Source organism: Nonomuraea sp. NPDC049486 (genome assembly GCF_040676925.1).
Classification (GTDB): domain Bacteria; phylum Actinomycetota; class Actinomycetes; order Streptosporangiales; family Streptosporangiaceae; genus Nonomuraea; species Nonomuraea ferruginea.
Map to the genome: position 1 here is coordinate 728126 of NZ_JBFAPV010000001.1, position 16643 is coordinate 744768.

Annotated in this window: 17 protein-coding genes; 8 read left to right on the forward strand and 9 right to left on the reverse strand. The window is 71.0% G+C overall.

The features are described from left to right. Window positions 1–72 precede the first annotated feature (72 nt). Window positions 73–822 (forward strand): helical backbone metal receptor, encoded by a 750-nt coding sequence (locus tag AB0K05_RS03390; RefSeq protein WP_364226732.1) that lies wholly within the window; start codon window positions 73–75, stop codon window positions 820–822. On the opposite strand, the gene AB0K05_RS03395 is transcribed toward AB0K05_RS03390, so the two are convergent. From AB0K05_RS03395 to AB0K05_RS03410, 4 genes are read right to left on the reverse strand one after another with little or no spacing between them, the layout of a single operon-like run. Continuing rightward, window positions 815–1972, reverse strand: coding sequence for an ROK family transcriptional regulator (locus AB0K05_RS03395; RefSeq protein WP_219545670.1), 1158 nt, complete (start codon window positions 1970–1972; stop codon window positions 815–817). The two genes, AB0K05_RS03390 and AB0K05_RS03395, sit on opposite strands and share 8 nt — an antisense overlap. Window positions 1973–1976: 4 nt before the next feature. Then, the gene (locus tag AB0K05_RS03400; RefSeq protein ID WP_364226271.1) at window positions 1977–2822 is read right to left on the reverse strand and encodes a carbohydrate ABC transporter permease; all 846 of its coding nucleotides are present in this window, start codon (window positions 2820–2822) and stop codon (window positions 1977–1979) included. Continuing rightward, a complete protein-coding gene (locus AB0K05_RS03405; RefSeq protein WP_364226274.1) occupies window positions 2809–3726 on the reverse strand; it encodes a sugar ABC transporter permease in 918 nt (305 codons plus the stop codon). Before AB0K05_RS03405 ends, AB0K05_RS03400 begins: the two co-directional genes overlap by 14 nt. Beyond that, on the reverse strand, window positions 3723–5090 hold the full coding sequence (locus AB0K05_RS03410) for an extracellular solute-binding protein (protein WP_364226277.1): 1368 nt from the start codon (window positions 5088–5090) through the stop codon (window positions 3723–3725). The genes AB0K05_RS03405 and AB0K05_RS03410 overlap by 4 nt, the downstream gene beginning before the upstream one ends. Before the next feature lie 476 nt (window positions 5091–5566). On the opposite strand from AB0K05_RS03410, the gene AB0K05_RS03415 reads away from it, so the two are divergent. Both AB0K05_RS03415 and AB0K05_RS03420 read left to right on the forward strand, forming a co-directional pair. Next, entirely contained in the window at window positions 5567–6601 is a 1035-nt protein-coding gene (locus AB0K05_RS03415; protein ID WP_219545673.1) for a zinc-binding dehydrogenase, read from the forward strand. Next, the gene (locus AB0K05_RS03420) at window positions 6598–7383 is read left to right on the forward strand and encodes a sugar phosphate isomerase/epimerase family protein (RefSeq protein ID WP_148033961.1); all 786 of its coding nucleotides are present in this window, start codon (window positions 6598–6600) and stop codon (window positions 7381–7383) included. The genes AB0K05_RS03415 and AB0K05_RS03420 overlap by 4 nt, the downstream gene beginning before the upstream one ends. Window positions 7384–8567: 1184 nt before the next feature. On the opposite strand, the gene AB0K05_RS03425 is transcribed toward AB0K05_RS03420, so the two are convergent. Then, on the reverse strand, window positions 8568–9680 hold the full coding sequence (locus tag AB0K05_RS03425; protein WP_364226282.1) for a zinc-binding dehydrogenase: 1113 nt from the start codon (window positions 9678–9680) through the stop codon (window positions 8568–8570). Beyond that, window positions 9673–10623, reverse strand: a complete 951-nt coding sequence (locus AB0K05_RS03430; protein WP_364226285.1) for a Gfo/Idh/MocA family oxidoreductase — start codon at window positions 10621–10623, stop codon at window positions 9673–9675. The genes AB0K05_RS03425 and AB0K05_RS03430 overlap by 8 nt, the downstream gene beginning before the upstream one ends. A gap of 105 nt (window positions 10624–10728) precedes the next feature. Here AB0K05_RS03430 and AB0K05_RS03435 point away from each other — a divergent pair, with 105 nt between their 5' ends. Both AB0K05_RS03435 and AB0K05_RS03440 read left to right on the forward strand, forming a co-directional pair. Then, window positions 10729–11703 carry a glucosyl-3-phosphoglycerate synthase gene (locus tag AB0K05_RS03435; RefSeq protein WP_271275463.1) on the forward strand — a complete coding sequence of 325 codons (975 nt, stop codon included), beginning with the start codon at window positions 10729–10731 and terminating at the stop codon, window positions 11701–11703. Further along, window positions 11700–12833 (forward strand): glycosyltransferase, encoded by a 1134-nt coding sequence (locus AB0K05_RS03440; protein ID WP_148033957.1) that lies wholly within the window; start codon window positions 11700–11702, stop codon window positions 12831–12833. The genes AB0K05_RS03435 and AB0K05_RS03440 overlap by 4 nt, the downstream gene beginning before the upstream one ends. Here AB0K05_RS03440 and AB0K05_RS03445 read toward each other — a convergent pair. Continuing rightward, entirely contained in the window at window positions 12805–13599 is a 795-nt protein-coding gene (locus AB0K05_RS03445) for a universal stress protein (RefSeq protein ID WP_261808810.1), read from the reverse strand. The two genes, AB0K05_RS03440 and AB0K05_RS03445, sit on opposite strands and share 29 nt — an antisense overlap. A gap of 77 nt (window positions 13600–13676) precedes the next feature. Between AB0K05_RS03445 and AB0K05_RS03450 the strand changes: the two genes are divergently transcribed. From AB0K05_RS03450 to AB0K05_RS03460, 3 genes are all read left to right on the forward strand, one after another. Next, window positions 13677–13985: a hypothetical protein gene (locus AB0K05_RS03450; RefSeq protein ID WP_271275462.1), complete on the forward strand. Its 309-nt coding sequence runs from the start codon at window positions 13677–13679 to the stop codon at window positions 13983–13985. A 66-nt stretch (window positions 13986–14051) separates the two neighbouring features. After that, window positions 14052–14618 carry a phosphatase PAP2 family protein gene (locus AB0K05_RS03455; protein WP_271275461.1) on the forward strand — a complete coding sequence of 189 codons (567 nt, stop codon included), beginning with the start codon at window positions 14052–14054 and terminating at the stop codon, window positions 14616–14618. A 4-nt stretch (window positions 14619–14622) separates the two neighbouring features. Continuing rightward, the gene (locus AB0K05_RS03460) at window positions 14623–15552 is read left to right on the forward strand and encodes a threonine/serine dehydratase (RefSeq protein WP_364226291.1); all 930 of its coding nucleotides are present in this window, start codon (window positions 14623–14625) and stop codon (window positions 15550–15552) included. Here AB0K05_RS03460 and AB0K05_RS03465 read toward each other — a convergent pair. Together AB0K05_RS03465 and mscL are read right to left on the reverse strand one after the other, a co-directional pair. Next, complete coding sequence (locus AB0K05_RS03465; protein ID WP_261808809.1) at window positions 15531–16109, reverse strand: hypothetical protein; 579 nt, start codon at window positions 16107–16109, stop codon at window positions 15531–15533. The two genes, AB0K05_RS03460 and AB0K05_RS03465, sit on opposite strands and share 22 nt — an antisense overlap. Before the next feature lie 96 nt (window positions 16110–16205). After that, complete coding sequence (gene mscL, locus AB0K05_RS03470) at window positions 16206–16634, reverse strand: large conductance mechanosensitive channel protein MscL (RefSeq protein ID WP_148033954.1); 429 nt, start codon at window positions 16632–16634, stop codon at window positions 16206–16208. Window positions 16635–16643: the final 9 nt, after the last annotated feature.

The window sequence follows — 16643 nt, forward strand, 5'->3', positions numbered from 1 at the left end:
TTTCCAAGATTCTATGCGCCAGTAATGTGATTTGTGGGGAAGATGTCTGGTTTGAAAAGCGAGAATTCCGCCCTGCGAGACGACACCGGAGTTCCCGTCCAGATACCGGAGACGGTTTCCGGCATCGTCTCCCTCGTGCCGTCGCTGACCGAGTCGGTCGCCGTCACCCTGCCCGGCGCCCTGACCGGCGCGACCGACTGGTGCACGCACCCGGCGGACCTGGACGTGACCAGGGTCGGGGGCACCAAGAACCCGGACCTGGAGGCCATCCGGCGGCTGCGCCCCGACGTCGTGCTGGCCAACGCCGAGGAGAACCGCGCCCCCGACATCGAGGCGCTCCGCGCGGCCGGCGTGCCCGTCTGGGTGACCAGGATCGAGACCCTCGACCAGGCCTTCACCTCGCTGGCCCGCATGTTCACCGGCGCCTGCCGGACGACCGTCCCCGCCTGGCTGGTCGAGGCCGGGGAGGTCTGGCGCCAGCCGTACCGCGGCCCGCGGCGCACGGCGGTCATCCCGATCTGGCGCCGCCCCTGGATGGTCGTCGGCCGCGACACCTTCACCGGCGACGTCCTGGCCCGGCTCGGGGTGCGCAACCTGTACGCGGACCACCCCGAGCGCTATCCCAGGATCCCGCTGCCCGAGCTCGCCGGGGCCGGCCCCGACCTGGTGGTGCTGCCGGACGAGCCGTACGCCTTCAGCGACACCGACGGCCCCGAGTCGTTCCCCGGCCTGCGCTGCGTGCCGGTCAGCGGCCGGCTGCTCACCTGGTACGGGCCCTCCCTCACGGAGGCCAGGGCGGAGCTGGAGCGGGCGCTCAGGTGACGGCGCCGGACCGCGCGGCCAGCGCGGCGTCCACGGCCCGCGGCGACAGCACGTGCTCCATGACGATCACCGCGGTGCCCACGATGCCCGCCCGGTCGCCCAGCGAGCTGGTGACGATGTCCAGGTTGCGGGTCGTGTACGGCAGGCTCCTGCGGTAGACGCTCTCCCTGATGCCCGTCAGGTAGTGTTCGCCGGTCTCGGCCATGTCGCCGGCCAGCACCAGCACGCCGGGGTTCAGCAGGCTGACCGCGGTGGCCAGCACGACGCCCAGCGTCCGCCCGCCCTCCTGGACGCGCGCGATGGCCGCAGGGTCACCGCTGTGGACCAGCCGCACCACGTCACGGCTGGTGTCGCGGCCCAGGTCGGTGGCGATGGCGTGGCCGCTGGCCAGCGAGGCCACGCAGCCGCGCGAGCCGCACGTGCACACCCGGTCGTCGGACTCCGACAGCCGGACGTGGCCCAGGTTGCCGGCCGCCTCCTCGACGCCCCGGTAGACCCGGCCGTCCAGCACGATGCCGGTGCCGATCCCGGTGGACACCTTGACCAGGACGAGCGACGCGCAGCCGCGCCAGGACGACCACCACTCGCCCAGCGCCATCGCGTTGGCGTCGTTCTCCACCAGGACAGGCACCTCGAACTCCGCCCGCAGCGCCTCGCTGATCGGATGGTCGTCCCAGCCGGGCATCAGGAACGACCTGATCATCCGCCCCGAGGCGTGGTCGACCGAGCCGGGCAGGTTGAGCCCGATGCCGCAGACCTGGCCGGCGGGGCGGCCGGTGCGGTCGAGCAGCCGCCGGAACGCCTGCCGCACCCACGTGAGCACCGCCTCCGGACCCCGCGCGATGCGCATCTCGATGTGCTCCTCGGCCATCGGCCGGGCCGCGAGGTCGGTCAGCGCGACCCGGGCGTGACTGGCGCCGAGGTCGGCCACCAGCGCCAGCCGGCTGGTGGCGTCGATGTCGAGCACCGAGGGCGGCCGCCCGCCCCCGGAGGTCGCGACGCCGGACTCGTGGATGTATCCGGCCTCGATCAGCCGGTCGACCCGGTCGGTGACGGTCGACCGGGACAGGCCGGTGACCTCGATCAGTTCTTTGCGGGTGCGGCAGGTGCGGTCGCGGATGAGCTGGAGGACCTGCCCCGCCGTCAGCATGGGTCTATCCTTTCTCCGCTCCCGCCGTGAGCCCTTCCGTGAGGAGCCTCTCACTGGCGAAGAAAATGATCACGATGGGCAGTGTCAGAACCACCGATCCTGCCATGAGCACCGTCGTCGGGATCTCGATACTGCCCGCAAGCTGTGAGAGCCCGAGCGAGACGGTCCAGCTGTCCCGCTTCTCCACCAGGAAGAGCAGGGCGAACAGGAACTCGTTCCAGGCGATCATGAACACGTAGAGGCCGGTCGCCATGAGCGCGGGCTTGGACAGCGGCAGCACCACCCGCCAGATGGTCGACAGGCGGCCGCAGCCGTCGATCGCGGCCGCCTCCTCCACGCTCTGCGGCACGGTCTCGAAGTAGTTGCGCAGCATGTATACCGTGACGGGCACGGTCTGCGCGATATAAACCAGGATCAGGCCGACGAGCGACCCCCGCAGCCCGAGCATGGTGAACAGCACGAACAGCGGAATGGCCAGCACGATCGCTGGGAAAAGATAGACCGCCAGAAACAGGAAATGCACCTGGCGGCGCCCGAAGAAGTCCAGCCGGGCCACCGCGTACGCGCCGGGGATCGAGATCAGCAGGGTCACCGCCACCGACGCGACGGCGACGATCGCGCTGTTGCGCATGAAGGTCAGGAACCCCTGCCGGTCCAGGACGTCCGCGTACGTGTCGAAGGTGAAGCTCCGCGGCCAGAGCGAGCCCGGCTCCAGGATCAGCTCCTGGATGTCCCGGAACGACAGCATGACCATGTAGTAGAAGGGGAACGCGGTGGCCAGGAAGAGCACCGCGATCACCACCGGCCGCAGCACCCTGAACAGCGCCCGCTCGAACCTATCCCTGCTCACCGCGTTCACCTCCGCCGAAGAACCTGAGATAGACGACGAGGAACACGACCAGCACGACCGCGAGCACGATCGCCTGAGCGGCCGAGGCGCCGATGTCGTCGCGGGCGGTCAGGAAGTTGTAGACCCGCACGCTGACCACCTCGGTGCCGGCGCCGCCCCCGGTCAGCAGGTAGACGTCGTCGAACTTGGTGAACGTGAACACGAACCGCAGCACCGACAGCAGCGCGATGATCCGCCACAGCTGCGGCAGGATCACGTAGCGGAAGCGCTGGGTCGGCGTGGCCCCGTCGACCGTCGCCGCCTCCTCCAGCTCCGACGGCAGCGCCTGGATCCTGGCCAGGATGAAGAGGAAGGCGAAGGGGAAGTAGCGCCACGCCTCGAAGGCGATCACCGTGAGCAGCGCCACCGGCACCTCGACGCCCAGGAAGGTGCCCCGGGCCTGGGTGAGGAAGGCGATCGGCTCCTCCAGCCAGGTGTTGACGATCCCGTACTGCGGGTTGAGCATCGTCTCCCACAGGAACGCCACCGCCACGACCGGCGCCACGTACGGGATCAGGATCGAGGCCCGCACCATCGTGCGGCCCCTGAACCGGCCGCGCAGCGCCAGCGCCGCGACCAGCCCGATCACGATCGACAGCGCCGTGCCCGCCACCGTGTAGACGAGCGTGTTGACCAGGGCCGACCAGAACCCCGGCTCGGCGAGCACGTACGCGAAGTTGTCCAGCGTGTAGTCGCCGAAGAGCCCGGACTGGCGGATGTTGATCAGCCGGACGTCCTGGAACGCCAGCATGATCGCCCACAGCAGCGGCACGACCACCACGACCAGCGTGATGACCAGGGTGGGCGAGATGAGCGCCAGCCCGGCCCTGCCCTCCTGCTCCGGCAGGGTGCGCCCGCGCCTCACTCGCGGATCCCGCGCTTGATGGTCTCGACCTCCCGCGTGGCCTGGGCGGCGGCCTGCTGAGGAGTGATCGATCCGGCCACGACCGCGCTCAGCGCGGTGGGCACGGGCAGCTCGCCCATCACGGCGCCGACCAGCTTGCCCTGGCCCTGCGGGATGCCCCACCGGTCGAACGTCTCGGGGCTGGTGCGCAGCGCTTCGAGCACCTCGGGCGGGTAGATGTCGCCCAGCGGCTTCTTGGTGTCGACGCCGGCCTCCAGCGCCTCCCACTTCTCCGCGTAGCCCTGACGGGTGGGGAACTTGCCCTCCGGCGCCATCCCGAGCCACCGCTCGTAGCCCTCGTTCATCATGTACGAGACGAACCTGCTCGACGGGTCCGTCTTGGCGTCACGCATGATCGCCCACGAGACGATCTCGCCGTACTGCGCGGGCGCGCTCCCGTCGGGCCCCTTCAGCGCGGTCACGACGCCGGTGTTCTCGGCCAGCCACTCGGGGTTCTCCCGGCACTGCTCGCAGCTCGGCAGCGCGTCCTTGCGCAGCCCCGCCAGCTCGTCGAGGATGAACGACGACCAGATGGTCATGGCCGCCTTGCCGGAGAAGTAGGTGGCCCTGGTGGAGTCGACGTCCTGGGTGCCCTTGACCGAGTAGTTCTTCGCCAGGTTCGTGTAGAACTCGAAGGCCTTCACGCACTGCGGCGAGTCGAGCGTGACCTTCCCCGCGTCGTCCACCAGCTCGCAGCCGTTGGCCAGTGCCACGTGCTCGAAGCTCTGCGCGGTGAAGGAGTCCTTCGGCGCCACGGCGAGCGTGATGCCCGCGACGCCGCCGGTGTTCAGCTTGGCCGCGGCCGCCTCCAGCGCCTCGTACGTGTCGGGCGGTCGCAGGCCGGCCTTCTCGAACAGGTCCTTGCGGTAGAGGATGAGCTGGGCCCAGCCGTCGCTGGGCACCGCGAGCAGCTTGCCGTCGCCGGTGTCGAGCTCCAGCGCGCGGGCCGAGAACGTGTCGCGGCCGAGCTGGTCGACGATCTTGCCAGGGGTCTCGGTGTCGAGGAGGTCGTTGGCCTCCAGCTCACGGACGGACGCCAGGGGCAGCGCCCCGATCACGTCGGGCAGGTCGCCCGCCGCCGCGGCCGAGGTGACGACCTGGCTGAACTGGTCCTCGGCGATGCCCACGAGCTCGACCTGGATGCCGGTCCGCTGGGTGAACTCCTTGACGATCTGCTGTTGCACGGCCATCCGGTCCTCGAGGTTCTCCTCGGTCCAGACCGTGATCCGGTTGCCGGCTTCCTGTTCGTTGCCGCCGCCGCAGGCCGCCAGGCAGGTCGCCGACAGCAACGCGACGGAGAGGACGGCGGTTACCTTCTTCGGCATGACGCGCTCCTCCGGATGGGGATATGCGGCCACTTACCCTCTGATCAGGTCGCGCAACGCAGCGGAGGCGTTTCCGCACCTCCCGCCGCACTGGGCACTGACCACGACCGTCCCTTCCGCCGCCCGCGGTTGGTACTCACGGCCCGGCGAACCGTAAAGGGAGGGTCTGCGCAGGGCGAAATTCTCGTATCCGTCAGACGCGGCAGACGACGCCGAAAGGATCAATCTGATCGGATTTCGGTCATCGAGGCGAAGCGGTTCCGGCTGGTACCAGCGGCCGGGACCCTCTCTGGAGCTGCTCTGCCGCAAATAGCGGGTAAGGTCGCTTTCCAGAACTCGATGTCTGAAACCCCTTTTTGCTGAAGTTTCTCGTACGGAAGTCGTAGACTTTAGAGTGATCCGCCCCCGACTACGGTGTGCGGAGCAGTACTAATCCCGTGACTTTTGATTGATCAATAAGCGTAAGTTGTTGGGGAATGCGCGTCATCACCTTCGAAGAACCGGGCCAGGTCTCCGTCAGCCTGGAACCGCCCGCCGAGCTCGTCCCGGGCAGCGTGCGCGTCCGTACGATGTACTCAGGTGTCTCCGCGGGCACCGAGCTCACCGCCTACCGCGGCACCAACCCCTATCTCAACCGCAGGTGGGATGTCGAGCGACGCCTCTTCCTCGATGGGCGGACGCACGCCTACCCGCTGACCGGCTGGGGCTACCAGGAGGTCGGCGAGGTGGTGGAGGCGGCGCCCGACGTCGCGGAGCCCGCCGTCGGCAGCGTCGTCTGGGGCATCTGGGGCCACCGCGCCGAGGCCGTCGTGCCGGCCGCCCGGCTGGCCGGTCACGTCCTGCCGCCCGGCGCGACCCCGCTGCACGCGGTCTTCGCCCGGGTGGGCGCGATCGCGCTCAACGCCGTGCACGCCGCCGACATCCACCTCGGTGACCAGGTCGCCGTCTTCGGACAGGGTGTCATCGGCCTGCTCGCCACCCGGCTGGCCGTGCTCAGCGGCGCCCGCGTGGTTGCGGCCGACGCCATCCCGGCCCGCCTGGAGCTGGCCAGGCAGTACGGCGCGGCCGAGACCTTCGACGTGAACGCCGGCTCGGTCGCCGAGTTCATCCGCAAGCGGATCGAGGGCGCCGACACCGCGATCGAGCTCAGCGGCAGCCACCTCGGCCTCCAGGAGGCCATCCGCACCGTGCGCCGGGGCGGCCGGGTCGTCGCCGCCGGCTTCTACCAGGGCGACGGGCTCGGGCTCCGGCTGGGCGAGGAGTTCCACCACAACCAGGTGCAGCTGATCTCCTCCCAGATCGGCGGCGTCGCCTCCTGGCTGTCCCACCGCTGGGACGTCGAAAGGCTCCAGCGGACGTTCATGGAGGTCGTGCACCGGGGCGAGCTCGACGTCAGCGGCCTGGTCACCCATCTGGTGCCCGTGGACGAGGCGCCCGCGGCCTTCGACCTGATCGACAAGCACCAGTCCGAGGTGCTCCAGCTCGTCTTCACCTTCGAGGAGTCACAGTGAAGCTCGCCGCCCAGGAGCAGCTCCTGCCGGGCCGGTCCCTGCAGGAGAAGTTCGCGTTCGCCGTCGAATCCGGGTTCGACGCCATCGAGCTCCGGGGCAAGGGCGATTTCCACTTCGCGGGCCGGCTCACCGAGCTGAAGCGCGCGCTCGCCGACGGCGTGGTCATGCCGACCGTGTGCGTCGACATGCCGCACTTCATCGGCGACTTCGACCCGGCCAAGCGCAAGGACGCCATCCAGCAGCTGCGCTCCCAGCTGACGGTCATCGGCGAGCTGGGCGGCGTCGGCGTCATGACCCCCGCCTCCTGGGGCCAGTTCTCGCTCCGGCTGCCCCCGTTCACGCCCCCGCGCAGCGCGGCCGACGACCGCGAGGTGCTCGCCGAGGCGCTGGGCATCCTGGGCGAGCACGCCCAGCGCAACGGTGTGCTGATCATGCTGGAGCCCCTCAACCGGTACGAGAACCACATGGTCAACACCCTGGCCGAGGCCGTCTCGTACTGCGCCATGGACTCGATCAGGGTCGTCGGCGACACGTACCACATGAACATCGAGGAGGACGACCCCTGCCGCTCCCTGGTGGAGGCCGCCCCCTACCTCGCGCACATGCAGATCAGCGAGTCCAACCGCAACCAGCCGGGCACCGGTCACCTCGACTGGGGCGCCCAGCTGGCCGCCCTCGACGCTGTCGGCTACGACGGCTACCTCGCGCTCGAATGCCGCCTGCGCGGCGAGCCCGAGATCGTCCTCCCCCAGACAGCGGCCTTCATCAGGAAGTTCCTATGATCCTCCGCGACGCGCTGCGCGTCCTGATCGACAACTGGGACGGCAGCCACACCGTCCCCTCCCGCACGCTCTACCCCCACCAGTGGAGCTGGGACTCCGCCTTCATCGCCATCGGCCACGCCCGCTGGTCGCCCCGGCGGGCCAGGACCGAGCTGCTCAGCCTGTTCGGCGCCCAGTGGCACGACGGCAGGGTGCCGCACATCGTGTTCAACCCGGCGGTGCCCGAAGGCGCCTACTTCCCCGGTCCCGGGTTCTGGGAGGCGCGCTCCCCGTCCGGCTGGACCACCTCCGGCATCGTGCAGCCGCCCGTGCACGCGCTGGCCGCCTGGCGGGTCCACCTGGCCGAGCCCGACCCCGCCTTCCTCGCCAGGATCTACCCCAGGCTGGTGGCGCAGCAGGAGTTCCTGCGCGCGCAGCGGCGCGGGCCCGACGGGCTCGTCTCGATCGTGCACCCCTGGGAGTCGGGCATGGACAACAGCCCGTCCTGGGACCTGCCGCTGATCGCGGTGGAGCCGGTGCCCGACGGCGTGGCCCGCCGCGACCTGTGCCACATCGACCCGGCCGAGCGGCCCACGGACCGCGACTACGAGCGCTACATCGCGCTCGCCCGCGCCTACCGCGACACCGGCTACAGCCGCGCGTGCGCCTTCCAGGTCGAGGACCCGCTGTTCAACGCCGCGTACGGGATCGCCGAGTCGACCCTGGCCGAGATCGCGCGGGTGATCGGCCGTGATCCCGCGCCGCACCATGCCGAGGCCGAGGCGGTCACCGCCGCCATGGTCGAGCACCTCTACCAGGACGGCCTGTTCCACTCCCGTGACGCCATCACCGGCTGCCTGATCCGCTCCGGCAGCGCCGCCGGTCTGGTGCCGCTCATCCTGCCGGGCCTGCCCCGCGACATCGCGAACGCGCTGATCGGCACCGGCCTGGACCTGTTCGGTCTCAAGGACGGCGTGCTGCCGAGCTACTCCCCGGCCGCCCCCGGGTTCGACCCGGTGCGCTACTGGCGCGGCCCGAGCTGGATCAACGTGTCGTGGCTGGTCTGGCAGGGGCTCAAGGCCCGCCGCCCCGACCTGGCCGGCGCGCTGGCCGACGGCATGATCGGCGCGGTGGGCCGGTCCGGCTTCCGCGAGTACTTCCACCCCTTCACGCTGGAGGGGCACGGGTCCGGCGACTTCAGCTGGTCAGCCGCGCTGATCGTCGACGTGATCGCTGAGCACGGCCTGGAGGGCGTGCCGCTCACGGCTCGCGAGCTGGGCCATCAGGCGGGGTCCCTCGTCGAAGCCGACCACGTCGGTGATCAGGTGCCGGCGTAGCAGCTCGCCGCGGCCCGCGAGCAGGACGACGCTCTCGTACGAGAGCCGCTCCCGGTCCCAGGCGTGCGCCAGGCCGCGCGGCACCCGCCCGATCTGCGCGCAGCGCAGCGACAACCCGTTGTGGTGGAACTCCTCGCCGAGCCGCACCTCCTGGGCGCCGTCGGTGTAGAAGGCAAGGTCGACGGCCACCCCCTGGGGCCGCAGCAGCTTCAGCGCCAGGGCCAGCGCCCTGGCCCGGCCGCGGCACTGGAAGACCACGTCGGCGCCCCGGTCGTCGGGGCCGTGGCGCCAGCGCCGCTTCAGCTCGACCGCCGGATCGGCGTCGGCGGCCAGCGTGTCGGCGCCCAGCGCGGCGGCGACCGCCAGCCGGTCAGGCGTCTCGTCCACGACCACCACCTCCGCGGCCCCGTACGAGATCGCGAACGACGCGGTCAGCAGCCCGACCACGCCCGCGCCCACCACCGCGACCCGCCGCCCGCGCACCCCGTCGCCGAGATGGTGGACGTCCTGGCCGTACAGGTCGGCGGCGGCGTGCAGCAGCCCGTTGGCGCAGATGGGGCCCATGTGGGCGACGTAGATGCCGAGCATCGGGTCGAGCTCTGCAGGCAGCGGCACGAACCGGTCGCGCATCGGGTCGGCGACGTAAGCGCTGCGGTGCCCGTACGCCATCGCCACCAGCGCGCCCTCGGCCACCGCCCGGGTGCGGGTCTCGACCACCCGGCCGACCTGCATGTAGCCGATGCCGCGCACCGGGTAGGCGATCGACGGCGTGCCGTCCAGGAACAGGCCGAGCCCGCGGTCCCACGTCGAGGTCAGGTAGGGGTTGTCGCCCTTGACGTAGGTGAGCTCGGTGCCGGCCGACACGCCGCTGTGGACGGTCTCCACCAGGAACCCGCCGTCGGGCACGTCGCCGAGCTTCTCCTCGACCAGCGTCACTTCGCCGGGCGCCTCGATGCTGAGGACGGTCGCGACGTCATGCATCGAGCATCACCGGCTTCCGTTCGCGTGCGGACCGCGCCAGCGCCAGAGCCAGCCGGTGGGTCTTGAGCGCCTCCCGGTACGGGACGCGCACGTCGGCCTCCTTACCCTGGACGGCGTCGACGAACGCGCGATCCACCGCCACTTTGGCCTCGCCGCCGTCCCGCAGCCGCTGCTCGCCGTCGACGACCAGCTCGGTCTCGCTCAGCTCCAGCGCGATGCCCTCGGCGTGCACCTCCAGGCCGGCCCGGTGCTTGCGGTCCAGCAGGCAGCAGGTGGCCAGCAGCCCCGTGGCGCCGGCGGCGAAGCTCATGACGGCGGCGGTGGCCCGGTCCACCTCGCCGTCCGCGGCGTTCCCGGCGGGCACCGCGTGCACCATCGTCACCTCGCCCACGAGCAGCCGCGCCAGGTCCAGCACGTGGACGGCCTGCTCGACGGTCTGACCGCCGGACCTGCCCGGATCGAGCCACCAGGCGACCGGCGGCACCTTGTCGAGCCAGTGGCCCAGCGCGAGCCGCACCGGCCGATCGGCCAGCAGGTCCCGGGCGCGGTCGAGGATGTCCAGGTAGCGCCAGTGGTGGCCGACGGCGGAGGGCAGCCCGCGCCGGTCGATCTCGTCCGCGATCGACTCCGCGGTGGCCAGGTCGAGCGAGAGCGGCTTCTCCACGAAGATCGGGAGATCGCAGGCCAGGATGTCACGCTCGGGGTCACCGTGCGCGAAGGGAGGCACGCACACGTACACGGCATCCAGCCCGCCCGCGCTCAGCAGGTCCGCATGGTCGCCATAGGCGGGGGAGCCGTGCTTGGAGGCCAGCGCCTCGGCTCTGCGAGGATCTGTATCGGCGATCCCGGCGATCGTCACGTCGGGGAAACCTGATAGGACGTCGGCATGACGGGCGGCGACATTGCCGGCCCCTACGATGCCCACACGGATGGCGGGAGACATAACCCGGCATATCCCACGCCCTCCAGAAAACAAACAAATACGTTCGAAGAGTCATCAAGGGGGCAGTTGTCGCCGACCTGACCTCCAAAGATCGGGGTTGACTGCATGAAATCAGATCTGGAGGCCTTGACGAGGGTCCGGGAATGGTACGGACTCCACTCCAGCACGGCCGCCGAATGGCCGGTCGACTCTCTCCTGCTGGCCAAGGGAGCCACCACGGTGAGCGTGGTGCTGCCGGCCCACAACGAGGAGTCGACGGTGGGCGACATCGTCACCGCGATCCGCCGCGACCTGGTGGAACGGGCTCCGCTCGTGGACGAGATCGTCGTGGTCGACTCCCTGTCCACCGACGCGACCGCCTCCAGGGCGGCCGCGGCGGGCGCCCGGGTCGTCGCCCAGGAAGCGGTGCTCTCCCACCTTCCGCCGCTGACCGGGAAGGGCGAGGCGCTGTGGAAGGGGCTGGCCGCCACGACCGGGGACATCGTCGTGTTCGTGGACGCGGATCTGCGCGACTTCGGCTCGCACTTCGTCTCCGGCCTGCTCGGGCCGCTGCTGCTGGACCGTGACATCCAGTTCGTCAAGGGCTCGTACGAACGCCCGTACACGGGCGCGGACGGGGTGGCCCACCGCGGCGGCGGCGGGCGCGTGACCGAACTCGTGGCCCGCCCGCTGCTCAACATGTTCTGGCCGGAGCTGTCCGGCTTCGCCCAGCCGCTCGGCGGCGAGTACGCGGCCCGCCGCGAGGTGCTGGAGCAGGTCCCCTTCGTCACCGAGTACGGCGTCGAGTTCGGGCTGCTGGTGGACCTCCTGCAGCTCGTCGGCCTGGACGCGATGGCCCAGGTGGACCTGGGCGTACGGGTCCACACCCACCAGTCGGTGGCCGCGCTCGGCCGGATGGCCGGGCAGATCATGCTGACCGCCTGGTCCCGTCTGGAACGCCAGGGCCGCCTCGTCTCCCCGGAGTCGCCCGCCCACACGCTGTTGCAGTTCGGCCTGGATGGGCAGGCGGACCTGGTGGACGTGGGCGTGGCCGAGCGGCCGCCCCTGGCCACTCTCGTCTTAGAGGAGGACGTGGCTTGAACATCCTGCTGAACGCCGGGCCCTGGCTCCCCGTACCGCCTCCTGGATACGGCGGCATCGAGAACGTCGTCGCCACCCTGATCCCCGAACTGCGCGCTCGGGGGGTGCGGGTGGTGCTGGCCTCGGTGGGGACGAGCGCCATCGAGGTGGACGAGCTGATCAGCGTCTACGCCGACGGCCAGTTCCCCCACCTGCAGAAGCCGTACAACCAGGTCATGGGCATCGCCCACGCCCACCAGGCGCGCGTGGCCGAGGAACTGCGCCGCCGCGACGACATCGACCTCGTCCACGACCACCTCGAAGTGGTCGGCCCCGGCGTGCTGGCGGCGCTGGACGGCCCGCCCGTCCTGCACACCCTGCACTGGGACCTGCACAAGCACGCCGCCTTCTACGACTCCTTCCCTCACAAGATCGCCGTCAACGGCGTCTCCCACTCCCAGCTCGCCCGCGCCCCCGAGGCGCTGCGCCGGGCCGCGCTGGGGGCCGTGCACCTGGCCACCCCGCTCGCGGGCACCGGCCTGCGGGTCGAGCGGGGCGAGCACCTGGTGGTCATGGGCCGCGTGTGCGGGCTCAAGGGCCAGCACGTGGCCGCCCGCATCTGCCAGAAGCTCGACCTGCCGCTGACGCTGGCCGGCCCGGTGAGCGGCCTCGACACGCCCGCCGAGCTGGAGGCCGTCGCCCAGGACCCGTCCCACCCGCTCTACGGCCACCCCGACGTGCGCTACCTCGTCGACCACGTCTCCACCTACCTCGACGGCGACCGCGCCACCTGGATCGGCTCGGTCGGCGGCGAGGACCGCGACCGGCTCTACGCCTCCGCCCGCGCCTCGTTGTTCCCCATCCAGTGGGACGAGCCGGGCGGCACCGCCGTCGTCGAGGCGCTGGCCCTGGGCGTGCCGCCGGTCGGCCTGCGCCGCGGCTGCCTGCCGGAGATCATCGACCACGGCCGCACCGGCTTCCTCGCCGACACCGAGGAGGAGCTGGCGGAGTGGATACTCCGGGTGGACGAGATCGACCCGGAGGAGTGCCGCCGCGAGGCCGCCCGCCGCTTCTCACCGGCCGTCATGGCGGAGCGCTACCTGGAGCTGTACGAGCGGGCGATCAGGAGAAGCCCCGTGGCAGCACGGTGACCGGGACCGGGGCGGCGCGCAGCATCTTCATCGCCAGCTCGCCCAGGAACACCCGGTGCGGCTGGGCGTCCTCGCTCGCCGCGCAGATCAGCAGCTCGCCCGGGAGCCACGTGGCGGTCTCCATCGCGGCCGCCACGTCGTGGCCCTCGGCGACGTCGGCCTCCGCCTCGATCCCCGCGGTCTCCCAGGCCAGGCGCACGGCCAGCGCCAGGTCGTCGCGGATGCGCTCGGGATCGTCGGTGCGCAGGTCGAAGGTGATCAGCCGCAGCGGCACGCCCAGCCGCAGCGCCGCCTGCGACATCCGCGCCACCGCCTCGTCACACTGCGGCCGGTGCACGTACGCGAGCGTGAGCCTGGACAGCTCGCCGGTCGGCGCGAAGCCGGACGGCGCCACCATCACCGCCTCCGGCGACAGGTGGAGCAGGTGGTCGCCGGTGCTGCCGAGGGCGATGCGGCCGTGCTGCCCGCCGGCCGCCGACCCGACCACGATCAGGTCGGCCTTGATCCGGCTGGCCAGCACCCCCAGCCCGCGGCCGGCGCCCCGGCTCTCGAACGCCATGTACTCCGACGGGACGTCCTCCAGCGCCACGCCCGCCTCCGCCAGGTTGGCCTGGGCCTCCACCGCCCGCCCCGGGCTGCCGGGCGGGTAGATCGAGGCCACCGTGAGCTCGCCGCCGGTGACCCGCGTGATGGCCGCGCCGAGGGCCAGCGCCTCCCGCCCGCCCGCGTCGTGGGTGTAGCCGACGATCACGTGCTCTCCGATCACGAAAGCGTCTTTACCCGCTTCGAGCAGGGAATACGCCGTCATTGCAAAGCGTTGCATAACAACGGAGGCGAAAGGAATTGAAGATCACTCTTGACACCAAGTTCATGGGTTCGTCCGGCATGATCACCCTGCGTGACGCCGTCGGGCAGCTGAGGGCCCAGGACCTCGCCTGTACGGTCGCGGGTGACAAGGTAGGGGCGAAGGCGCGGATGTTCGCCGAATGCGTCGAGCGCGGTTTCACGCCGCTCCGCAGCGAGATCATGGCCGCCTGCTACATGGCCGAGCGCGACGCCGTCACCGAGTCCTTCGAACGCGGCCTCATCACCCGGGGCGAGCTGGAGCAGACCCAGCTGGCGCTGTCGAGGCGCTTCCTCGGCTCCACCTGATCTTCCTCCTTTCTGACGGCACATCGCGGTGCCATCTCCTCGTAAAGTCGTGTCCATCACCTGTTAATGGATTGGACACGTGTGTACCGCGACATCGTCGACTTCGCACTCACCACGCCGGCCTGGCTGCACACCCTGGCCGAGGTCGGCACCGACGCCGGCCTGTTCATCTTCGCGGCGTTGTTCCTCGTGTGCTGGTGGCGCGCCCGCCACGCTCCCGCGCGGGACCTGGCGATCGCCATCGCCGGACCGGCCGGGATCGTGGGCGCGTACGTGATCAGCGAGGTGCTGAAGCTCCTCGTCAGGGAGGACCGGCCGTGCCGGGGCGGCGTCGTGACGATCGCCGCCTGCCCGCCGGCGGCGGACTGGTCGTTCCCCAGCAACCACTCGGTGATCGCCGCCGGGGCCGCCGGAACCCTCATGCTGGCCTGGCGCGCGCTCGGCTGGGTGGTGGTGCCCCTGGCCGTCGTGATGGCGTTCTCCCGGGTGTTCGTCGGCGTGCACTACCCGCACGACGTGATCGCCGGGTTCGTGCTCGGCCTGACCCTCGCGCCGCTGCTGGCCCTGCTGATGGTCGGCGCCGTCACCCCGGTGGTCCGCCTGGCCCGCGCACGCCTGTCCGCCGTAGGTTGAGCGCATGGAACTGGTGACGGTCGAGGACATCCGGGCGGCCGCCGGGCGGATCGAGCCGGTCGTCGTCCGCACCCCGCTGGTGCCGGTCGGAGACCTCCTGGTCAAGCCCGAGAGCCTGCAACGGGTCGGCTCGTTCAAGATCCGCGGCGCCTACAACGCGGTGGCCCGGCTGCGCCCCGCCGGGGTCGTCACCCACTCATCGGGCAACCACGGCCAGGCCCTCGCCTACGCGGCGGCGAGCTTCGGCGTGCCCTGCGTGGTCGTGGTGCCCGAGGGCACGCCCCGCGTCAAGACCGACGCCATCCGCCGCCACGGCGCCGAACTCGTCGTGGTGCCGCCCGACCGGCGCCTGGCCGCCGCCGCCGAGGTGGCCGCCGGGCGCGGCCTCACGCTGGTGCCGCCGTACGACCATCCGGATGTGATCGCCGGGCAGGGCACGATCGGGCTGGAGATCCTGGCCGACCTGCCCGACGTCGAGGTGGTCGCGGTGCCGGTCAGCGGGGGAGGGCTCGTCTCCGGCATCGCCGCCGCCGTCAAGGCGCTGCGCCCCCGCGCCGCCGTGATCGGCGTCGAGCCCGAACTGGCCGCCGACGCCGCCGAGAGCCTGGCCGCCGGCCGGCTCATCACCTGGGAGCCCGCCCGCACGTTCCGCACCAGCGCCGATGGCCTGCGCGCCGAGCTGTCGGAGCTGACCTTCGCCCACCTGCGCGCGCACGTCGACGCCGTCGTCACCGTCACCGAGGACGAGATCCGCGCCGCCATGCGCCACCTGGCCACCGCCGGCCGCCTGGTGGCCGAGCCGAGCGGCGCCGTCGCCACGGCCGCCCGCCTGTCGGGCAAGCTGCCGCGCGGGCTGACGGTGGCGGTGCTGTCGGGCGGCAACGTCGACCCCGCCCTGCTGTGCGAGGTGCTTCAGACCGCCGACCAGGAGTGACGGCTGAGGAACCCCCGCTCGCCCGTCGCGTACTCGTGGAAGGCGCGCCGCACCTCCTCCAGCTCCGCCACCTCGGCGCGCACCATCGCGCCCTCCTTGTACTCCAGCTCGTAGCCGGGGGAGACCTGGATGAAGTGGTGGCCGAACGTCACCAGCGCCACGAACGGGTTCTGCGGCGACATGGTGCCGAGCACGTCGTGCACCAGCCCCAGATCGGGATCGTGCACGATGAGCCCGTCGCCGGTGTGGAGCTGCATACCCTGGTAGACCCCGAGCGGTGCCACGTTGTGGACGAGGTCGCGCTGCGGGTCGTAACACACCAGCCCGTACGCGCGCGCGACCTCGAACACCTGGGCCGACATCTCGTCCATGGTCTCCAGGTCCATCGTCACCAGCACGTGGTCCCCGTAGACGGTGACGGTGCCCGGCAGCTCCTTGGCGACCTCCGGCAGCTCCCTCTGAACGGGCTCGCCCTTGCGGACCTCCAGATAGGCGGCCCGTGCCTGGTCCCTGGAGACGGGCACGGGCGCGTCCCACACCATCAACTCAACGCTCACCCGTCCATCTTGTCGGACCAAGGCCGCACTTGATGGGGTACCAGCTGGAACCGAGCCGAAACCGCGCCCTGACGCAGCCCGCCCGGCGTGGCGTCGCTACGTGGTGGCGGCCGGCTTCTCCGTCTCGGGCACCAGCTGGATCGTGCAGTGCATGCACCGGCGGGCCTCGATCGGGATCTCGCCCAGGCACTCCGGGCACTCCTTCGTGGTGGCCGCCTTGTCGCGGTCGAACAGGGTGACGAGCCGCGTCATCGGCAGCACGACCAGCCAGTAGACCACCGCCGCGATGATCAGGAAGGTGATCAGGTGGTTGAGGAAGTCGCCGTACTTGAACTCGCTGCCGTTGACGGTGAACGAGTACTGCGCGAAGTCCGGCTGGCGCCCCCCGGTGACGGCGCCGATCAGCGGCGTGATCAGGTCGCGGACGAGGGCCTGCACGAGCCCGCTGAAGGTCGCGCCGACGATGACGGCCACCGCCAGCTCGACGATGTTGCCGCGCAGCAGGAATTTTCTGAAACCAGCCATAGCAGGCAA